Source organism: Numidum massiliense (genome assembly GCF_001375555.1).
GTDB lineage: Bacteria > Bacillota > Bacilli > Thermoactinomycetales > Novibacillaceae > Numidum > Numidum massiliense.
In genome coordinates, this window is sequence record NZ_CTDZ01000009.1 from 2,863,141 (window position 1) to 2,877,612 (window position 14,472).

The 14,472-nt window shown below is 50.1% G+C and carries 13 protein-coding genes and 1 riboswitch; of the genes, 3 read left to right on the plus strand and 10 right to left on the minus strand.

Annotated features, from left to right (window positions below):
- Positions 1-89: 89 nt before the first annotated feature.
- Both BN1247_RS13365 and BN1247_RS18600 read right to left on the minus strand, forming a co-directional pair.
- Complete coding sequence (locus BN1247_RS13365; protein WP_054950840.1) at positions 90-866, minus strand: MurR/RpiR family transcriptional regulator; 777 nt, start codon at positions 864-866, stop codon at positions 90-92.
- Between the two features lie 47 nt (positions 867-913).
- Positions 914-1,189, minus strand: a complete 276-nt coding sequence (locus BN1247_RS18600; protein ID WP_390622074.1) for an arginase family protein — start codon at positions 1,187-1,189, stop codon at positions 914-916.
- A 282-nt stretch (positions 1,190-1,471) separates the two neighbouring features.
- Here BN1247_RS18600 and BN1247_RS13370 point away from each other — a divergent pair, with 282 nt between their 5' ends.
- Positions 1,472-2,317 (plus strand): c-type cytochrome, encoded by an 846-nt coding sequence (locus tag BN1247_RS13370; protein ID WP_054950841.1) that lies wholly within the window; start codon positions 1,472-1,474, stop codon positions 2,315-2,317.
- A 107-nt stretch (positions 2,318-2,424) separates the two neighbouring features.
- Here BN1247_RS13370 and BN1247_RS13375 read toward each other — a convergent pair whose 3' ends face one another.
- From BN1247_RS13375 to BN1247_RS13395, 5 genes are all read right to left on the minus strand, one after another.
- On the minus strand, positions 2,425-3,261 hold the full coding sequence (locus tag BN1247_RS13375; RefSeq protein ID WP_390622075.1) for a YitT family protein: 837 nt from the start codon (positions 3,259-3,261) through the stop codon (positions 2,425-2,427).
- Positions 3,262-3,467: 206 nt separating this feature from the next.
- A complete protein-coding gene (gene mgtE, locus BN1247_RS13380; protein ID WP_054950843.1) occupies positions 3,468-4,463 on the minus strand; it encodes a magnesium transporter in 996 nt (331 codons plus the stop codon).
- A gap of 230 nt (positions 4,464-4,693) precedes the next feature.
- A riboswitch (M-box (ykoK) riboswitch) is annotated at positions 4,694-4,859 on the minus strand.
- Between the two features lie 88 nt (positions 4,860-4,947).
- A complete protein-coding gene (locus BN1247_RS13385) occupies positions 4,948-5,493 on the minus strand; it encodes a phosphatase PAP2 family protein (RefSeq protein ID WP_074011173.1) in 546 nt (181 codons plus the stop codon).
- 136 nt (positions 5,494-5,629) lie between these two features.
- On the minus strand, positions 5,630-6,184 hold the full coding sequence (locus tag BN1247_RS13390) for an HXXEE domain-containing protein (protein WP_054950845.1): 555 nt from the start codon (positions 6,182-6,184) through the stop codon (positions 5,630-5,632).
- A 28-nt stretch (positions 6,185-6,212) separates the two neighbouring features.
- Entirely contained in the window at positions 6,213-6,965 is a 753-nt protein-coding gene (locus tag BN1247_RS13395) for a TetR/AcrR family transcriptional regulator (RefSeq protein ID WP_074011174.1), read from the minus strand.
- Between the two features lie 372 nt (positions 6,966-7,337).
- Between BN1247_RS13395 and BN1247_RS13400 the strand changes: the two genes are divergently transcribed.
- Both BN1247_RS13400 and BN1247_RS13405 read left to right on the plus strand, forming a co-directional pair.
- Positions 7,338-7,997, plus strand: a complete 660-nt coding sequence (locus tag BN1247_RS13400; protein WP_054950846.1) for a TetR/AcrR family transcriptional regulator — start codon at positions 7,338-7,340, stop codon at positions 7,995-7,997.
- Positions 7,998-7,999: 2 nt separating this feature from the next.
- Positions 8,000-8,731, plus strand: a complete 732-nt coding sequence (locus tag BN1247_RS13405; protein WP_054951652.1) for an MBL fold metallo-hydrolase — start codon at positions 8,000-8,002, stop codon at positions 8,729-8,731.
- Positions 8,732-8,803: 72 nt separating this feature from the next.
- Here the strand turns inward: BN1247_RS13405 and ligA are convergent, their stop codons facing one another.
- The 3 genes from ligA to pcrB form a co-directional block, all read right to left on the minus strand.
- Entirely contained in the window at positions 8,804-10,846 is a 2,043-nt protein-coding gene (ligA, locus tag BN1247_RS13410) for an NAD-dependent DNA ligase LigA (RefSeq protein WP_054950847.1), read from the minus strand.
- 284 nt (positions 10,847-11,130) lie between these two features.
- Positions 11,131-13,521 (minus strand): DNA helicase PcrA, encoded by a 2,391-nt coding sequence (gene pcrA / locus BN1247_RS13420; RefSeq protein ID WP_054950849.1) that lies wholly within the window; start codon positions 13,519-13,521, stop codon positions 11,131-11,133.
- Between the two features lie 110 nt (positions 13,522-13,631).
- On the minus strand, positions 13,632-14,327 hold the full coding sequence (gene pcrB / locus BN1247_RS13425) for a heptaprenylglyceryl phosphate synthase (protein WP_054950850.1): 696 nt from the start codon (positions 14,325-14,327) through the stop codon (positions 13,632-13,634).
- Positions 14,328-14,472: the final 145 nt, after the last annotated feature.

Here is a 14,472-nt window from a genome sequence, read left to right on the forward strand (position 1 = left end):
AACAGCGCGGCTTATATGGTAAAAGACGGTACAGGTGCTACATTGACCTTCGATAGTACATGCAGTTACTGCCTGTTGAATTGTCGTTCTCACAACATACGAATGACGTACGCATCCAACAAAATGCGCGACAGGACGTGCAAAGGTAAGCGTGAGCGCACTTCGTAGTCGGGGAAAAAAGAGTGCGCACTTTTATAACCAACCAACACCATTTCCGATAACTTCGCTAAAGTAGAATCGACCTTCGTCGTCAACGTGAGCGTGCTAATATTTTTGATCTTAAAGTTTTTACAGGCTTCCACTAATTCAATCGTTTCGCCGTTTAACGACACGAAAATGACGACATCTTTGACGTGCAGTTTACGCGATTTGACGCGAATAATGTTCGGATCGGTATGCATCTCGCAATTTTTACCAATCAGCTGTAGTTTTACCGTTATTTCATTACCAATCATTTCCGAGAAGCCACGAGCAAAAACGTAAACTTTTTCTGCATCGTATATTTTTTGAATCGCATCTTCGATATTACCGATGTTGAGCATTTGAATCGTCTTTAACACTTCGCGCTCATTTTTCTCGATTGCACCCTTGATTTGACTATCGATGTCTTCCATCGTATTTTTCTCGCTTGACGCTTTTATTTTGTCGCGAATGCTGTATTTGAAGGACGTGTAGCCTTGGAAGCCAATTTTCTTCATCAATCTAACGATCGTCGCCGTGGAAACATTCGCTTCTTCGCTCAAGGAAACGATCGACATGTCTGCGATTCCCTCGATATGGTCGTAAATGTATTGGAGCAAGTGTCGTTCGGAGTCACTTAATAGCTTAAGCTTTTCATAAGGGATGTCGAAAATGATGTTATCCATGTAAGTGCCTTCCTCATCCGCTGAATAGTTGATCTTGAAACAACTTTTTAATGTCGACACGTTGTAGATGACACATTGTGGACCGCTACGATGCGGGCAAAAACCGTGTGACACGATCGATTACGACGAATAACAAATGAGCCGCCAGCCGCACTGTTAGCGCGTCCCGATCCAAGCGCAGGATAAACTTTCGCTATGTCAAAACTTGACACGTTTCCACTAGTGACGATTTCCTCGATTAAATGTTTGGCAGTATTCGGATCCAACCCGAACGGCGTCGGTGCACTTACGCCGGGCGCACAACCATCTGCTAAACGATACATTTGGATCACCTACTAGCCTCGTTTTATCCTGCGGATGATACCGATTTTTTTGTGATATCCCTCGTATGATGCCCATTTTTAGTATAGCGGATGGGAGCGACGTCGTTCAAGCAAGTTATTTGCATTTTATTACATAATTCAACATTGTACAATCGATACTTTCAGTTTATTACACCGCAATAAATCCAGTTGAAAAAAGCGCTTCCACATACCATAATATGAGATATAATACAATATACAGAGGTGAACATTGTTTGACATTAAGTGAAGAGGGGGATTTACGTGTTCAAGAAGCTGTCCTTTAACAAAGTGTTAGTTGTCATCGTTACAATCGGCCTCGTCGTCATCGGATCGATATTTATTTATGAGATGAGTGGAACCGTAAAAGCTGACTCCGCAATGCCGCAGCCTCCGAGTATTGACGATGTCCCGCACGATGCAACAGGTGAATCTATTATGTATGGATACCGTATTTTAAAAGAGACGCAAAGTGCTTTGCCGCCAGAGTACATCGGTAATGCACTCTCTTGTTCTAGTTGCCACGCGATCGAGGGACGTAAAGAAACGGCGATCCCGCTCGTCGGGGTTACAGTGGCATACCCGCAATACCGCTCCCGCGAAGATCGAGTCATGTCTGTCGAAGACCGCGTGAACGGCTGTATGATTCGTAGCATGAACGGCCAAGAACTCCCCGAAGATTCGAAAGAAATGCGCGCACTCGTCGACTATATCACTTACATTTCGTCTAACGTCCCCCAAGACAGCAACACGCCGTGGCTCGGTCGAAACGCGCTAAAAAACGCGCCAGAGCCAAATATCGCCCGTGGCGAAGAGTTGTACAATAAGTCGTGCATTGCGTGTCACGCCTCCGATGGCTCGGGCATCGGGCCGACAATTGGGCCAGCCTTATGGGGCGAAGGGTCGTTCAACGACGGCGCCGGGCTAGCGCGCTTTTCGAACCTCGTCGGGTTCATTAAGCGCAACATGCCGCTCGGAAGGGGAGGCACATTAACTGAACAACAAGCGGCCGATTTAGCCGGATTTATTCTCTCGCACGACCGCCCGGAATTTAAATGGAAAGAAGGAGACTGGCCCAAAGGGGGTAAACCGTCCGATTCTCCGTATTAAGAAAAATGAGTACAGACCCGTCTGGTCTCGCGTTCAACCCGGCGGGTCTTATCGATTCAGCTGCTTAACGCGATAAACAGCTGTCTAACGCAATAAATTGTTGCAGACTAATGAATATCCCGTTTCTTGAACTGGCCGCCTTTAACGTCGTGAATGTCGCCGATCGCTAGAAACGCCTGACTGTCGAACTCGTCGACGATCGCTTTCAACTTCGCTTCTTCCAGCCTGGTGACGACGCAAAAAATCATCTTTTTCTCGTCCCCGGTATAGCCACCTTCCCCATTGAGGTAAGTAACCCCCCGCCCTAATCGGTGGAGAAGCGCCTCGCCGATCTCTTGGTGACGGTCGCTAATAATCCATACCGACTTGGTCGAATCGAAACCTTCAATGACGATGTCCATCATTTTATAGGCGATAAAATAAGCGATCAAGGAGTACATCGCATGATTCCAACCGAAAACAAACCCGGCACTCCCCAAAATAAAAATGTTAAAAAACATAATGACTTCGCCCACAGAAAAAGGAAGCTTCTTATTGAACAAAATCGCCATGATTTCCGTCCCGTCGAGTGAGCCGCCGTTTTTAATGACGAGCCCGACTCCGATGCCTAACGTAATACCTCCGAACACGGCTGCTAGCAGCGGGTCGTCCGTCAACGGCTTAATGTCGTGCAACTGGACCGTTCCGATCGACATAATGACGACACCGAACACAGCCGAAATAGTAAACGTTTTGCCAATCTGCTTGTATCCTAAAAAGAAAAATGGAAAGTTAAGGACGAACAGGAGCAAACCTAACTTGATTTGCAAAATGTGAGACAGGATGATCGCAATCCCCGTAATCCCACCGTCGATGACTCGATTTGGAACGAGGAAAATCTCTAACGCAACGGCCATTAGCATAGCACCGAAGACAATACATACGGCACGCCTGAGCACGTTCACCTTCGTTAACGTCTTGTGTAAATTTTTTGTCGTTGTCGCCAAACGTCCACCTCGCCTTTAATGTTTTTTTTACTGTATTATTATACCACAAAAAGGCGTGTAAACTGAATAAAAAGCCTGTTACGAACCATAACACCATTTGTGTTATGTAAACCCGATGAGTAATTACCCCCTGCCTTCGGTACAAAGACAGGGGGTAATATGTCCTAAATATTTAAATACCATGTAGCGATCGAGAAGTAAATGAGTACGCCGGTCATGTCGCACAAGGACGTAATGAGCGGTGCGCTCGCCGTGGCCGGGTCTAACTTAAGTTTGCTAAAAATAAACGGTAAGGACATGCCGATCACGGAACCGACGATCACAATACAAAGCATCGTTAAGGAAACGACAACTGCTATTTCCACCCCGCCCCGGAAAACGCCGATGAGCGACACAGCGACCCCCATCGCAACACCTAGTAACCCCGCTACGACAAACTCTTTTCGAAACAGCTTTAGCCAATCTTGTACGCGCACATCGCCGACTGCTAACGCGCGGATCATGAGCGTCGCCGACTGTGAGCCAGCGTTACCGCCACTGTCGACGAGTAACGGTAAGAAGAACACGAGGGAAATATAGGCCTCAATCGTATCTTCAAAATGTGCGATGCCAGCACCGGAAAAAATGTTCATAAACACGAGTATGATGAGCCACGACACCCGTTTGCGAAACAACATAAACACACTGGCTTCTTTAACGTTTACATCTAGCCCAGAAACAGGTGCCATCTTGTGAAAGTCTTCCGTCGCCTCGTCATCGATGACGTCGATGATATCTTCAACGTGGATGATGCCCACGATGACGTCGTCTTTGTCCACGACTGGGATCGAGACGAAATCGTGCGTCCTCACTATTTTTGCAACTTCTTCTTGATCCATATCGACGGGGACAGCAATCACATCGGTCGCCATCACCTCTACAATTTTACGCTCCGTCGGCGCGGTAAGCAATTCGCGCAAGCTAAGGACCCCAACTAAACGCCGTGCGCGATCAACCACGTGAATGTAATGCATGCCGGACATATCTTCGCCGGTCTTACGCAACTCGCGGATGACGTCGTCTGTCGTGCGCTCGCCCTCCACGACTAAAAATTGCCCGCTCATAATCGCCCCAGCCGTCTCCGCCTGGTATTGTTTTGACGTTACTGGAAATGTCACCATGTCTACTTCCTCCTCTGGTGCCTCCATTTCCTACAGGAGTGGTGGAAATGGAAGCACGCATTACTTTCTACTCTGAATAATTGCTTAAACTGCCTAAAATAATTGATTGAGTAACACCTACTTGAATATGAATCACTATCCATTTGATCCATTTCACACCACCCCCTCAATAAACGAGAAAAAAATAAAAAAATGCATGCTCAACGAAAGAAGACGTGCGCATGCATGGCGTGTTTCCCCTAGTCGTTGAGTTTTAGCACTGTACGGCATAGGATTATATCCAGCTACGTTAGAAACCACCTTAACTCGATAGTTCCTGTTGACCCATTGGCGTCTTTGGACATTTTTGGGCAGCAGCTTATCTCCGTACAGGAGCCTCACCTAACGAGGTTTATGAACTTTTTCCAGCCACATAAGACCTTATTACACTCTCGCTATCTTGTCAAGACGGATGATCTCCTGCATCCGCAACCTCCCGTTAGTGTCACTTTAACGGTTGGGGGAAACGATCCGTGTCCCGTCCGAACAGTTTCATCACCACTTTATACGCGACGACTGCGGCAATTGCACCGACGACAATCCCGCCGAGCACATCTGTTGGGTAATGATGACCGACGTAAATGCGCGAGAAGCCTAACAGTAAAGCGAGTAATATGCCCACACTACCGATTTTACGGTTGTACGCCCACAGCGCTCCTGCGATTGCAAACGCCGCCGCGGTGTGGTTACTCGGAAAAGAAGGAGACGTGCTGTGCTCCAGTAATAAATTGACTTGATGTTCGCTAAAGGGCCGCGCGCGAAAGTAAACGAGACCGATGACATAGTTAACGGCTACAGCAAGAAAGGCTGCCCCGAAACCGGTGAGTGCCGCCTTCCGGTGTCCCCTAAAGGCGAGTAAGATCACGAGTGCCCCCGCAAACACGTAAGGCCCATACGTCGTCGTCAATTTCATTAACGTGTCGCACACGTCATTTTGCCCTGCTAAACCGTTAATTGCTTCAAACAGTTGGTAATCCATAGCTGCCTCCATCGTAAGCAGATTGTAAATAACACCCTTTTAAGTATAACTCTTTTATTATACAGTTTGTTTCAATTTGTGCAATATGCCAAGTGATCGAGGCGGCCATTTTGCAACTCGTCCATAAAAAAAGTCGACAAAGTGTCACTTATTCATTCATACTTTTTTTCCGTATTTTGTCTCGTCCTCTTACTAACAGAAAGAACAGCAACGGCACGATCAAACATAAACTAAGGATGCTCCAAACAAGATTCGCGACACTTATCGTTTGTCCTGACCATAAACGGTAAACTGTATAAAGCGCGTACGGGAAGACGATCAACACGGAAGTAACGACTCCCGGCGTATAGCGACGTAAATAGAGCGCTTGACCGAGGTGCGTGAAAGCGTGCAGGCCAAAGAACACGACAAACGGCAAAAAAAGGTAATATGCAGAAAAAACAGCGGCTAACACGGTCGCTAATGTGACACCACAAAAAACCCAAAACACGTCTGTCGCAAATTGCAATGTCGTCATTTGAAAACTACTAGACAAAAATTTTCTCATTCTCGGTGATATTTTTTCTAAGACGTAAGTCTGGTTTCGTTTCGTCCATTTCTCTGCGGTTAATATTTCTTCGAAGTCGTGAAACATGAAGACGACTGGAAAAAGCCACACGACACTTAACAAATCAAGGTGTGCATTCAACCAATTTAGTAGCATATGCCCCCACTCCTTACCCTCGCAATTTTTAACGTTTCTCCTCTGCCACGATGCCGTACAGAAACATCTCGGCCATCTGTTTCCCAAGTTCTACCGCGCCGATCTCTTTCGAAAACACATTATTCTCTTTTGACAAACTATACGATCCGCTTGTAGGCCTATTTTCCTCACTTGCTAACAAGTTCATTGCGCCCAACGATGCATCTCCCGCTCTTGCATACTCATCTCCCCCTTTCGATAACTCGCTCTCCTCGTCTGACCACTCACCCGCCTCTTTCGCTAACACGTACCGCTCTGCCAATCTTTCAGATGCGGCAACGACGGATTCGGCGATCACTGCAACGTCTAAATCGCTTTTGACTAACCCTAACCTTTGGTTTTGTGACATATTACATGCGATTTGCCCGACGATTTTTTCCCGCATCTGTTCGCGATCCAGCGCATGGTGCAGTGCGATCTTTGATAGGTTATAATTTTCACTAAACAAGTTAAATAACGTGGCAAACGTATTGCCAATGTAAGATGGCAATTCTTGCGGCAATAGATCTGTTGCGCGTTTACCCGCATCACTAATTTGCATGAGCCGCTCGTCAAAATCGCTCAACAACTGTTCAAAGACCTCTTCTTTGCTCCTAAAGTACAAATAAAAGGCCGCCTGCGTTAATCCAGCTCTGGCAACGATGTCACTCACTTTCGTCCCTTTGTACCCTTTTTCCGCAAAAAGCGCTTCGGCTGCCGCGAGCAGCCTTTTCTTACTTTCCGCCCCAGACGTTCGTGCCATCGATCATTCCCCTTTCCAGATGTTCGTACTACCGACGTTCTCCTTTGTCACGACGTGCATTTGCCGTGTATTTACGTATATTAGCGAATGTTTCGTTGATAACTAACTAGTTAGTTATAGTTTAAGTCAATTCGTACAACAGTGCAAGGGGAAAATGCCGCCCTTTTTTCACATTTAAATGCCTTCGTCTAAAAATAAAAAAAGTGGTTGACACAACACTAATCGACGGTTATTATATAACCATCGGTTACTAACCATTGGTTATCAAATGGCGTTATTGATAGAGGAGATTAAATATCGCTATTAAACGCAGTGATTAAATAGATGTCGTCCTTTAGTCGGGAGAAAAAGAATGCGATAGGAGTTGTTACAATGGCGAAAAACAGAAACGACACGCGTGCAGTAGAAACGAAACAAAGCATCCTCGATTCCGCAGCGACATTGTTTGCCTCACGCGGCTTTGACACGGTTACCATTCGCGAAATTGCTCGCGCCGCTGGCTGCTCGCACACGACGATTTACTTGTATTACAAAGACAAACTCGACCTGCTTCAACAACTGTCGATCCCGCCACTTATCGAATTGGAGCAGCAAATGCAGACGATTTTGGACGATGGAGAGGTTACTCCGACGGAAGCGTTGCACCGCCTCAGTTATGCGTTTCTCCACTTCGCCCTGTCCAATCGCAGCATGTACCGCCTTTTCTTAACGGTGCGCGCGGGCCGGGTAGACGAAGAGCACGTGGAAATGCCCCTTAATCAACTGCGTAATCAGTTGTTCGCACATTTAAGGGAAGCCTTGCGGCGATGTTTTCCCCATGCGGGGACCGAGGCTAACCTGCTGTACACGCGTATTTATTTTTACATGTTGCACGGCGTCATTGAAACGTATTTAGAAAGTACGGAACCGCTAGACGAACTAATAAAACGCGTTGCACCGCTACTCGACGAGGCGCTCGACGTCGTCCTGATGGGAATCCAACAGAAAGCAGCCAACGATGAGGGGTCGACAACAGAAGGAGGTAAACAATGATGATGAAAAAGGTACAACTCTCGTCACACGTTTGGCGGTTAAGCAGCTGGCTGGTCGTACCGATCAACGTGTGGGTCGTCGTAGAAAAGCAAGGGGTAACACTGATCGATGCCGGCATCCCTTCGATGGCGAAAGGGATCGTCCAATTCATTGAGCAGCTAGGAGCTGGCCCACTTACAAAAGTGCTATTGACGCACGGGCACGTCGACCACGTCGGCGCACTCGCGCACATTCGCCGCACGTACGACGTTCCCGTCTACGTCCACCGGAAGGAAATTCAGTATATGGAAGGGCAGCTCCCTTATCCGCGTCGCAAAAAGGCAGCCGCCACAGTTCCGCCCGCCCTCGTCCAACCCCTAGAGATGGACGAAAGTAGACAATTGTTACCGGTTGGCGACTTAACACCCTACTTTTCCCCTGGCCACGCGCCTGGACACGTCGTCTATTATCACAAGGAAGACGATGTGCTGCTCGCTGGCGACCTCTGTACGACGTTTGGCGGGAAACTGCGCCGCCCAATGCCGATGTTTACGAGCAACATGGCACAAGCAATAGCCAGTTGCTCACTCATCGACACGTTGCAACCGCACCTGCTCAGCATTTGCCATGGGAAAGAAATTTATCATCCTCACGAAAAGTATGGCGCCTTCCATAAGCGTTGGCATCGTCGTACAGCAGCAACTGTGCAGCAGCGTACGGGTTCAAGCTTTGGACACACCGAAGGTGACGCTTAAGCCTCAAGGACTTATGACGTTCCCGCGTTTATGTCCTCGTACGTAAGCATTAGAAAGAAATTGCGCGAACTCTCACTCTGCGACATTCGCTAACGCCTCGAGAAAGCGCGCTTCGTCCCACACCTCGATGCCGAGTTGTTCTGCCTTAGTCAGTTTGGAACCAGCCTTTTCCCCGGCGATTAATAAATCGGTGTTTTTGCTGACGCTACCAGTCACTTTTCCGCCGAGGGTAGTGATTTTTTCGCCTGCTTCTTTGCGCGACATCTCGTGCAATGTACCGGTGAGCACGACAGTTTTACCGCTAAAGGGACTATCCGTCGCCACCTGCTCTTGCCGCAACCCTTTATAGGCAAAATTCACTCCCGCGGCTTGCAGACGTTCCAACGTCGCCGCCACTTCCGGTTTGGCAAAGTAGGTAACGACACTGTCCGCCATTTTCGGCCCCATACCTTCAATCGCCAGCAGTTGCTCCTCATCGGCTTGGCGCAGTGTGTCGAGGTCGCCGAATGCTTGCGCCAGCAACTCGGCCGCTTTTGCCCCGACTAAGCGAATGCCGAGACCAAAAATGAGTTTCTCAACTGAATTTTGTTTGCTTCGTTCGATCGCAGTGAGTAAATTGTCCACCGATTTCTCACCCATCCGCTCGAGCTTCAGCAATTCGTCCCGCTGTAAATCGTAAAGGTCGGCGGGGCCGCGGACGAGTCCGGCGCGGAACAGCTGTGTGACAACTTTTTCCCCTAAACCGTCAATGTTCATTGCGTCGCGGGACACGAAGTGAATAATCCCTTCCCGCGTTTGCGCCGGACAGTTCGGGTTAATACAGCGCAGTGCCACCTCATCTTCTAACCGTACGAGTTCACTCCCACATTCCGGACAGTGCGTCGGCATGCGGTATTCGCGTTCTTCTCCTGCCCGCCGTTCAGCTAGCGACTGCACCACTTCCGGGATGATATCGCCCGCTTTTCTCACGAGTACGTGATCGCCGAGGCGAATATCTTTCTCGCGGATTAAGTCTTCGTTGTGCAGAGAGGCGCGCTGTACGGTCGTCCCGGCTAACGTCACCGGCTCTAACACGGCGGTCGGGGTGACGACACCGGTGCGCCCGACAGTCACTTCGATCGCTTTCAAGAGCGTCACCGCTTCCTCGGCCGGAAACTTGTAAGCGATCGCCCAACGCGGACTTTTTGCCGTCGTTCCTAACGCTTCTTGTAGGGAGAAATCGTCCACTTTAATGACGATGCCGTCGATCTCGTAATCGAGTTCGGCGCGGTGCGCTTGCCAGCGATCGATATAGTCGAGGACATCGTCGATCGAATGGACGAGCTGCCGCTCGTTGTTCACTTTTAGACCTAGTTCACTTAAATCGTCGAGCATCGCCGACTGCTGCCGCACGTCCAACTCTGCACTGTCGGCAATCCCGTACATAAACACACTGAGGGCGCGTTTGGCGGTTATTTTCGGATCTAACTGACGTAGCGACCCGGCGGCGGCGTTGCGCGGATTGGCAAAGAGCGCTTCACCTGTTTCTTCCCGTTCGCGGTTGATGCGCATAAACTCTTTTTTTGGCAAATACGCTTCCCCGCGCACTTCTAAGTCGACGGGTCGGCGCAGTCGCAGCGGGATGGCGCGGATCGTTTTTAAGTTTTGCGTAATGTCTTCACCGACACTTCCGTCGCCGCGCGTCGACCCTTGTGCGAAGCGCCCGTTTTCATAGCGGAGCGATATGGCTAAGCCGTCGATCTTTAGCTCACACATGTAGGAGATGCGCTCGACTCCGGTCGCTCGTTTGATACGTTGGTCGAACTCGCGCAACTCTTGTTCGTTAAAAGCGTTGCTCAAACTGAGCATCGGGATCGGATGCGCCACTTTTTCAAAGTGCGGGAGCGGCGCCCCACCGACGCGCTGCGTCGGTGAGTCGGGCGTGACGAGGTCGGGAAACGCCGCCTCCAGTTGCTGCAGTTGCCGCAACAGCTGGTCGTACTCTGCATCGGTAATTTTCGGATCGTCGAGCACGTGGTAGCGGTAGTTGTGCGCGTCAATCGTCTCCCGTAACTGTGCGATGCGTGCCAGTGCAGTCCCACGGTCTACTTGGGACTGATGAGCTTCATCTTCCACATGATTAGTTTGCGGTTCATGTGGATGGTTCTCTAGCTGTCCATGTGTATGGTGATTATGACGTCGATTCTCCTCCGCCTGCCCTTGCGCATCTTGTTTATGCGGGTGGCTCCCTTGCTGGATATGCCGTTGTTGCTCTCGCTGTTCGTCGCGTTTGTCGCGTTTGTCCACTCGCGTCGCCTGCCTTTCGGAAACGTTTCGCTGGAGTTTTTCGCGAAATGTTTCTTAGTAATTTTTTGCTACAATGAATTTTAAGGTCATGCAGCTATTTTTAGGTTGTACAGTTAAAGTTTTTTCAACGGTGCAAAGCGTGCTAGTAACCGTTTCACGCCGTTCGGAGCGGGAAAAGCGACATTCAATTCGACGTCGTCGCCTGAACCGGTCACTTTGACGACAGTACCTTGGCCAAACTTGCGGTGTTCAACTTTGTCGCCAACTTTCCACGCGTCCGGAGACACATTCGGTTCGGCGATGCGGTGCGATTTTAACAACGGTTTTTGGGCCGAGCTGCCCGCGCGCCCGCCCCCATCTCGCGAGCTGCGACTGCCGCGTTCACTGGAACTTCCCCACTCGCGGTTACCGCCTCGACTGCCCTTGCCCCAGTTATCTCGATCGCCCCGCTTGCCGAATCTGGAACCATAACTGGCGCCATTTGCTCGGCCAAACGCCTGCCGACCGCCTCCGGCCATACCGCCTTCGGAAACTTCTCCAGCCAGACCGACGTCTTCAACGAGTTCAGCCGGTATTTCCGCCAAAAAGCGCGACGGCATGTTATTCGCTGTCCGCCCGTACAACGTACGCGACTGTGCTCGGGTTAAGTATAGCCGCTGCATCGCCCGCGTGATCCCGACGTAAGCGAGGCGCCGCTCTTCTTCCAGCTCTTCCTCTTCCATCAGCGCGCGCATGTGTGGAAAGACTCCCTCTTCCATCCCGATGAGGAAGACGTGCGGAAACTCCAGCCCTTTTGCGCTGTGCAGCGTCATGAGCACGACGGCGTCTTTGCCTGCACCTTCTGTTTCATCTTCGTCCATCGTATCGATATCGGCGATGAGGGCGAGTTCGGTCAAAAACGCCACGAGTGACTTGTCGTCGTTTTTTTGTTCAAAGTCTTGCGTGACGGAAATAAATTCGTCCACGTTCTCCAGCCGCGTCGCTGCCTCGATCGTCCCTTCGCGCTGCAGTTCTAGGCGGTATTCCGTCCGCTTTAACACTTCTTCGGTCAACTCCGTCACGGAGACGTACTCGATCATCGCATGTAGTTCGCCGACCATTTGCCGGAAGTCGCGTAAACTGTTGACGAACCGTTTTTGCAAGCCGATGTGTTCCACTTCGGCCACCGCTTCGTAGAGGGAAAGGCCGTTTTCCGCGGCATAGGCGGAGAGCCTGTCGACGGTCGTCTGCCCGATGCCTCGTTTCGGCACGTTCACGATGCGCGTAAAACTCAAGTCGTCGTCCGGGTTCGCCACTAAGCGCAAATAAGCGAGTAAATCTTTAATTTCTTTTCGTTCGTAGAAGCGGATCCCGCCGACGATTTGGTACGGAATGTTCGACTTGATGAGAACTTCTTCCATGACGCGCGATTGGGCGTTCGTGCGGTACAAGATGGCAAAATCGCGGTACGCACAGCCGTCGCGCTTGCCGCTGACGATTTTGTCGACGACGTAGTACGCTTCGTCGTGTTCGCTGTACCCTTCAAAACTTTCGATCGCTGCACCTTGTTCGCCTTCGGTCCACAGTTTTTTTTCTTTGCGCTGCGCGTTGTGCGCAATGACCTCGTTCGCCGCGTTCAGGATCGTCTGGGTGGAGCGGTAGTTTTGTTCGAGTTTAACCACTTTCGCTTGGGGGTAGTCGTGTTCAAAATTTAAGATGTTACTAATGTCTGCTCCGCGCCATTTGTAAATTGACTGGTCGCTATCGCCGACGACACAAATGTTTTTGTGCTGTTCTGCCAGCATTTTTACTAACATATACTGGGCGTGGTTCGTATCTTGGTACTCGTCGACGTGAATGTATTGAAACTTTTTCTGGTAAAACTGTAACACATCGGGCACTTGCCGGAACAACTCGATCGTCACCATAATTAAGTCGTCGAAATCGAGGGAGCTGTTGGCACGCAACTTATTTTGATAGGCATCGTACACATCGGCGACGACTTGTTGGAAGAGATCGCCCGCCTTTGCACGATAGGCACCAGCGTTGATCAGTTGGTTTTTCGCCTGACTAATGTGCGCGAGAATCGCCCGCGGCTCGAATTTTTTCGGGTCGAGGTTTTGCTCTTTTACAATTTGCTTTACGACGGTCAGTTGGTCGCTGCCGTCCAAAATGGTAAAGTTGCGCGAATAGCCGATGCGGTCGATGTCGCGTCGCAATATGCGCACGCACATGGCGTGGAAAGTAGAAATCCAAATGTCTTCCGCTTCCGGTCCGACCATGCGGCTAATGCGTTCTTTCATTTCCCGCGCGGCCTTATTTGTAAACGTAATCGCCAAAATATTCCATGGGGTAACGTGCCGCTGATGCAACAAGTAGGCGACGCGGTGCGTCAATACGCGCGTCTTACCGCTGCCAGCACCGGCGACGATGAGCAGCGGCCCTTCCGTCGCCGTTACTGCCGCACGCTGTGCGCTGTTTAAACCGCGCAACAAGTCCTCCCCTTCCGGTGTTCCAAAGTTCATGAACGTCAACTCCTAAACCGAACATATGCTCTATATCGACAATCATACCATACGCTAGCCGCTCGTTCTATACTCTTATTTTTATCACTAGCAGCCACTCATGTTTCACGCTATTTTTTTACTGCGGCGACGGTGCGCAGCGCCTCGTTTAAATTGTCGTACAACCCGTTGCCGACGACGATCGTATCGGCAATGGCCGCCATTTCCCGCGCCTCAGCCACTGTGCGAATGCCGCCGCCGTAAATGAGTTGCGTGTCACTTAGGCCGCGTGTTGCGGCGCGCACCACTTCCGGATCGCCGTAAACGCCGCTGTATTCGAGATAAAAAAGGGGCAACCGTAAGAGATGCTCCGCCAGTTCCGCGTAGGCAGTCACATCTTCTGCACGCAAGTCGGTGCGGCTTCCGGTCATACGAGCGACCTTCGATTCCCCGTTGAGTACGACGTATCCTTCTGCCAGCACGTCGGTCCACGGAATCATGCTGCCGAATTGCTTCACCGCTTGTTGTTGAATCCCGACGAGCCAGTGCACGTCAGTCGTATTTAAAATCATCGGAATGAAATAACCGTCAAAACCGGGCACGACTGCGTCGCGGCTCGACACTTCCTGCACACAGGGCAGTTCATAGCGGCGAATGCGCGCCAACAAATCGACGGAGTTGTCGAAAGTGACGCCGTCCGTCCCGCCGACGATGAGCGCGTCGGTTCCGGAATGGCAGATGCGTTCTAAGTCGGAATCTGTCAGTTGTTTTTGCGGATCTAGTTTAAATACGTGCCGCCAGTCGGCGACTGTCTTGGCTAACGTCATTGTCTCGCCTCATTTTTTACTGAACTTTTCTTTCCCTATTATAGCGAAACGGCTGCTCTGTTTCATGGTATAACTACTGTAAAACTATGCGCGCCGTTGCAAGTGTCGTGAACGTCGTTGTGAACGTCGTTGCGAACGTCGTAAA

Coding starts and splice junctions, on each gene's coding strand:
- BN1247_RS13365 (WP_054950840.1), bottom strand. CDS start 866: ATGGATAACATCATTTTCGACATCCCTTATGAAAAGCTTAAGCTATTA.
- BN1247_RS18600 (WP_390622074.1), bottom strand. CDS start 1,189: ATGTATCGTTTAGCAGATGGTTGTGCGCCCGGCGTAAGTGCACCGACG.
- mgtE (WP_054950843.1), bottom strand. CDS start 4,463: ATGGTGACATTTCCAGTAACGTCAAAACAATACCAGGCGGAGACGGCT.
- BN1247_RS13385 (WP_074011173.1), bottom strand. CDS start 5,493: ATGGAGGCAGCTATGGATTACCAACTGTTTGAAGCAATTAACGGTTTA.
- BN1247_RS13390 (WP_054950845.1), bottom strand. CDS start 6,184: ATGCTACTAAATTGGTTGAATGCACACCTTGATTTGTTAAGTGTCGTG.
- BN1247_RS13395 (WP_074011174.1), bottom strand. CDS start 6,965: ATGGCACGAACGTCTGGGGCGGAAAGTAAGAAAAGGCTGCTCGCGGCA.
- BN1247_RS13400 (WP_054950846.1), top strand. CDS start 7,338: ATGGCGAAAAACAGAAACGACACGCGTGCAGTAGAAACGAAACAAAGC.
- BN1247_RS13405 (WP_054951652.1), top strand. CDS start 8,000: ATGAAAAAGGTACAACTCTCGTCACACGTTTGGCGGTTAAGCAGCTGG.
- pcrA (WP_054950849.1), bottom strand. CDS start 13,521: ATGAACTTTGGAACACCGGAAGGGGAGGACTTGTTGCGCGGTTTAAAC.
- pcrB (WP_054950850.1), bottom strand. CDS start 14,327: ATGACGTTAGCCAAGACAGTCGCCGACTGGCGGCACGTATTTAAACTA.